General features: G+C 73.7%; 5 protein-coding genes and 1 pseudogene. 1 reads left to right on the top strand and 5 read right to left on the bottom strand.

Going from position 1 to position 4,045, the window contains the following annotated elements:
- The 4 genes and pseudogenes from AAHZ94_RS29755 to AAHZ94_RS29740 form a co-directional block, all read right to left on the bottom strand.
- Positions 1-1,016 (bottom strand): annotated as a pseudogene (locus AAHZ94_RS29755) (hypothetical protein); the annotation flags it as partial.
- Between the two features lie 10 nt (positions 1,017-1,026).
- On the bottom strand, positions 1,027-1,638 hold the full coding sequence (nadD, locus tag AAHZ94_RS29750; RefSeq protein WP_349996804.1) for a nicotinate-nucleotide adenylyltransferase: 612 nt from the start codon (positions 1,636-1,638) through the stop codon (positions 1,027-1,029).
- Between the two features lie 43 nt (positions 1,639-1,681).
- Positions 1,682-1,849 (bottom strand): hypothetical protein, encoded by a 168-nt coding sequence (locus AAHZ94_RS29745; RefSeq protein ID WP_349996803.1) that lies wholly within the window; start codon positions 1,847-1,849, stop codon positions 1,682-1,684.
- Between the two features lie 158 nt (positions 1,850-2,007).
- Positions 2,008-2,199 (bottom strand): hypothetical protein, encoded by a 192-nt coding sequence (locus AAHZ94_RS29740; RefSeq protein ID WP_349996802.1) that lies wholly within the window; start codon positions 2,197-2,199, stop codon positions 2,008-2,010.
- A gap of 94 nt (positions 2,200-2,293) precedes the next feature.
- Between AAHZ94_RS29740 and AAHZ94_RS29735 the strand changes: the two genes are divergently transcribed.
- Positions 2,294-3,514, top strand: coding sequence for a M48 family metallopeptidase (locus tag AAHZ94_RS29735; RefSeq protein ID WP_349996801.1), 1,221 nt, complete (start codon positions 2,294-2,296; stop codon positions 3,512-3,514).
- Between the two features lie 70 nt (positions 3,515-3,584).
- Here AAHZ94_RS29735 and AAHZ94_RS29730 read toward each other — a convergent pair whose 3' ends face one another.
- Complete coding sequence (locus AAHZ94_RS29730) at positions 3,585-3,878, bottom strand: hypothetical protein (protein ID WP_502964825.1); 294 nt, start codon at positions 3,876-3,878, stop codon at positions 3,585-3,587.
- Between the last annotated feature and the right edge of the window lie 167 nt (positions 3,879-4,045).

The following is a 4,045-nucleotide window of genomic DNA, read 5'->3' as shown; positions in this document are numbered from 1 at the left end:
GTGGCCTGCGGCTGCTGTCCGCGCTGGGCCCGCCGCGACCTGGGCTGGCCTGGCACGGGCTGCGCGGCGCCGGCGGGCCCGGAGGCGGCCGACCCGGAAGCGAGCGGTCCGGAGCCGACGGGTCCGACCCCACCTTGCCCAGCCCCGCCCTGCCCGGTGCCACCCTGCCCGGCCCCGCCCTGCCCCGTACCGGCCGGTCCGGCGGGCGCCTGCTCGGGCGTGGCCTGGCGGGGCACCCTGCGGTGGGTCGAGGTGCGGGGCGCGGTCGGTTCGGCCGCCGCGTAGCCGTCCTGCCGGGGCTGCGGGAACGCCCCGGGCTGCCCCGGGTCGCCGCCGGGCCCTGGCGCGTACGGCCGGACCGCCGCGGGCTGGGCGCCGGTCGCGGGCGCGCCGGCGCCGTACGGGGCGCCGGGCCCGCCGTGCTGCCCGAAGTCCTGGCCCTGGTGTCCCGCGTGGTGCTGGGGCGGCTGGTAGCCCTGCGCCGGGGCAGGCGAATAGCCGCCGGAGAACGCCCCGTCCTGGCCAGGTCCGCCGGGGCCGGACGACACCGCGGGCGGACCCTGCTGGTGGCCCTGGTGCGGATACTCCTGGGTGTCGTACGTCCCGGGCTGCGGCCCGCCGCCCTGCTGGCCGGGGGCGTACGGGAGGCCGGACTGCGCGGCGCCCGGCCCGTACGGGTCGTAGCCGCCCTGGTCCGGTGCGGGCTGCGGGGCGTAGCCGGTCTGGTCCTGCTGCGGGTACGGCGATGTCTGCTGCGGGAACGGCGGGGGGACCCCGTGCCTGCCGCCCTGCGGATAGCCCTGCTGCGGCTGGCCCCCTTGGCCCTGCTGACCGCCGTAGGCGTCGTAGCCGTAGCCGTCCGGCTGGGGCTGCTGGTAGCCGCCCTGCTGGTAGGGGGGATAGGCGGGGTCCGCCGGGTACGGGTCGTTCGGCCGGTAGCCGGCGTACGGGTCGCTGGGGGCGTGTGGGTCGCCGGGCCAGTCGTCAGGAGGAGACGGGTCCTGTCGGTCGTTCACCGGTGCCCCTTCAGCCGTCGTCGCGGTACAGCTCGCGCTTGTCGATGTAGCGCACCACGCCGTCGGGCACCAGGTACCAGACGGGATCGCCCTGGGCGACGCGGGCCCGGCAGTCGGTGGACGAGATCGCCAGCGCCGGCACCTCGATCAGCGACACGCCGCCTTCCGGGAGGCCGGCGTCGGTCAATATGTGTCCCGGCCTGGTGACGCCGATGAAGTGTGCGAGCGAGAACAGGTCCGCCGCGTCGTGCCAGGTGAGGATCTGCGAGAGGGCGTCGGCGCCGGTGATGAAGAACAGGTCGGCGTCGGAGTTGCCGGCCCGCAGGTCGCGCAGGGTGTCGGCGGTGTAGGTCTTGCCGCCGCGGTCGATGTCGATCCGGCTGACGGAGAACTGCGGGTTGGACGCGGTGGCGATGACCGTCATCAGGTAGCGGTCCTCGGCCGGTGACACCTGCTTGTGGCTCTTCTGCCACGGCTGCCCCGTCGGCACGAACACCACCTCGTCCAGGTGGAACTGTGCCGCCACCTCGCTCGCGGCGACCAGGTGCCCGTGGTGGATGGGGTCGAAGGTCCCGCCCATCACGCCGAGTCGCCGCTTCACGGACGCTGTCTGTTCTCCCATGCGTGCAGACCCTACTAAGCGCGCTCGTACCCCGCCGCCGCGGTCAGCGGTCCCGGTTGAAGCGCGTGGTGATCCACAGCAGGAGCAGCAGGAAGAACAGCGCTCCGCCACCGGTCAGGTACGGGTTGAGGCTGTCGTGTTCGCCACCGTGCTCGCCGCCCTCGGAGGCGAGCGGGGCCAGGGTCGCGTGTGCGGTGTGGAAAGCGGTCATCGTCGGCAGGACCTATCCGGGGCGGTCCCCGTGCCGCACGGCTCGGGGAGGGACGGGCAGAACACTTCCGGCACATCGTATGCGGCGCCGCCGCGCAACCTCACGCCGACTCCGCACGTCTTGTCGACTGTCGGGCTCGGGGCGGGGTCCGACGGGACTCAGCCGTGCCCGCCCTGGTCCCGATAGCCACGCAGCAGGAACCAGGCGCCCAGGGCCGCGCCCAGGACGCCGACGATGAGCACGGTACGCAGGACCGGCCCGGCGCCGCCGCCGTGCGAGCCGCTGCCCGGGGTGGCGGAGGGCGTGGGGGCGGCGATTACTACGTCGTGCAAGGCAGTGAGGTAGTGCATCACTCCACGGTAGCCACGTCATCCACAGGTCCTAGGGTGGGGTGGGCCGAACGGCACGACGGGCCACGACCAGCAGCCCAACGAGGGGGGCACGATGAGCGACAGCACCACGCACGGTCACGAACATCCGCCGAGCCGCGAGCGCAGGCGGTTCCCGGAGATCTCCTCACGCGCGTACGAGCATCCGGCGGACCGATCGGCGCTGGTGGCGCTGCGGAAGCTGACCGGGTTCGACACCGTGTTCAAGGCCCTCAGCGGCCTGCTCCCCGAGCGGAGCCTGCGGCTGCTGTTCCTGTCCGATTCGGTACGGGTCAGCGACCAGCAGTTCGCCCACCTCAACGACATGCTGCGGGACGCCTGTTACGTCCTTGACCTGGCGAAGGTCCCGCCGATGTACGTCACGCAGGACCCGAACCCGAACGCGATGTGCATCGGCCTGGACGAGCCGATCATCGTGCTGACCACCGGCCTGGTCGAGCTGCTCGACGAGGAGGAGATGCGGGCGGTCATCGGGCACGAGGTGGGGCACGCGCTGTCGGGCCACGCGGTGTACCGCACGATCCTGCTGTTCCTGACGAACATCGCGCTGAAGGTGGCCTGGATTCCGCTGGGCAACGTCGCGGTGATGGCGATCGTGACGGCGCTGCGCGAGTGGTTCCGCAAGTCGGAGCTGTCCGCCGACCGGGCGGGGCTGCTGGTCGGGCAGGACCTCCAGGCGTCGATGCGCGGCCTGATGAAGCTGGCCGGCGGGAACCATCTGCACGAGATGAACGTGGACGCGTTCTTGCAGCAGGCGGACGAGTACGAGGCCGGCGGCGACCTGCGCGACTCGGTGCTGAAGATCCTGAACGTGCTGCCGCGCACCCACCCGTTCGCCACGGTGCGCGCCGCCGAGCTCAAGCGGTGGGCGGCCAGCCGTGACTACCAGCGGCTGATGGACGGCCACTACCCGCGCCGCGGCGAGGACAAGGGCACCTCGGTCAGCGACTCGTTCAAGGAGTCCGCGAACCACTACGCGGACACCGTGCGCAACAGCAAGGACCCGCTGATGGGTCTGGTGCGGGACATCGCGGGCGGCGCCGGCGACCTCGGCGGCAAGCTGCGGGACAGGTTCACCGGCGGGGGCCGGGGCGGCACGGAGAGCGCCGGCGGGTCGGGCGGTGCCGGCGCGCCGGACGCTGACGGCGGGCCGGGCCAGGGCAGCGGGCCGGCCGGCGACGGGCCGGACAGCGGTGCGCCGGGCGGCGGTGGCGCCAGCGACGGGCCGGCAGACGACGGCCCCACCAGCGGCGGCAGCGGGGCCAGCGGAAGCTGAACCCGCGGCCCGGAGCTCAGCCGAAGCGAAAGCAGCAGCAGAAGCAGCAGCAGCCGAGTGCGGGCCCCGGCTAGCGGGAGCCGAGCCCCGAGGGCTGTGCGTCGGGTGCCAGCACCCCGCACAGCGAGTCCGTGGGGCGCCCGGTCGCGTACGGGTTCGTACCGGCCGCGGCGTCCGACGGCGCGCGCTCGCCGGCGAACAGCGGTTGCAGATGGTCGGAGGCGTCCGCCGCGCAGGTCTGCGGGCCGGCCTGGAGGGCGCTCTCGACCACCTCAAGGTGGTGGTCGCGCAGGTCGTCGCGGTCGAAGCGGAAGCGGGCCGCGCGGCGGACCGTGAACAGCGAGTGCGGCCCGGTGCCGGGCACGGCGACCGGGGTCGGCAGCTCGGCCCCGCCGGTGGGCGCAGCGCCGGTCGGCGCGCCACCGGTCGGCGCACCGGCCGGTGAGCCACCCGGGGGGGGGGCGTATTAACATCTGGCGCGGGCGACGCTACTCCATGTGTAGTTCTGGGGGGGCGGCGGATGCTTTAAAA

The organism is Streptomyces sp. HSW2009 (assembly GCF_040240285.1).
In the GTDB taxonomy this organism is placed as follows: Bacteria; Actinomycetota; Actinomycetes; order Streptomycetales; family Streptomycetaceae; genus Streptomyces.
The sequence above is the reverse complement of the archived record's forward strand: the minus strand, read 5'-3'. Positions and strand labels throughout refer to the sequence as shown.

Bases quoted from the DNA above. Each gene is read 5' to 3' on its own strand.
- nadD (WP_349996804.1), bottom strand. From the start codon at position 1,638: ATGGGAGAACAGACAGCGTCCGTGAAGCGGCGACTCGGCGTGATGGGC.
- AAHZ94_RS29745 (WP_349996803.1), bottom strand. From the start codon at position 1,849: ATGACCGCTTTCCACACCGCACACGCGACCCTGGCCCCGCTCGCCTCC.
- AAHZ94_RS29740 (WP_349996802.1), bottom strand. From the start codon at position 2,199: ATGCACTACCTCACTGCCTTGCACGACGTAGTAATCGCCGCCCCCACG.
- AAHZ94_RS29735 (WP_349996801.1), top strand. From the start codon at position 2,294: ATGAGCGACAGCACCACGCACGGTCACGAACATCCGCCGAGCCGCGAG.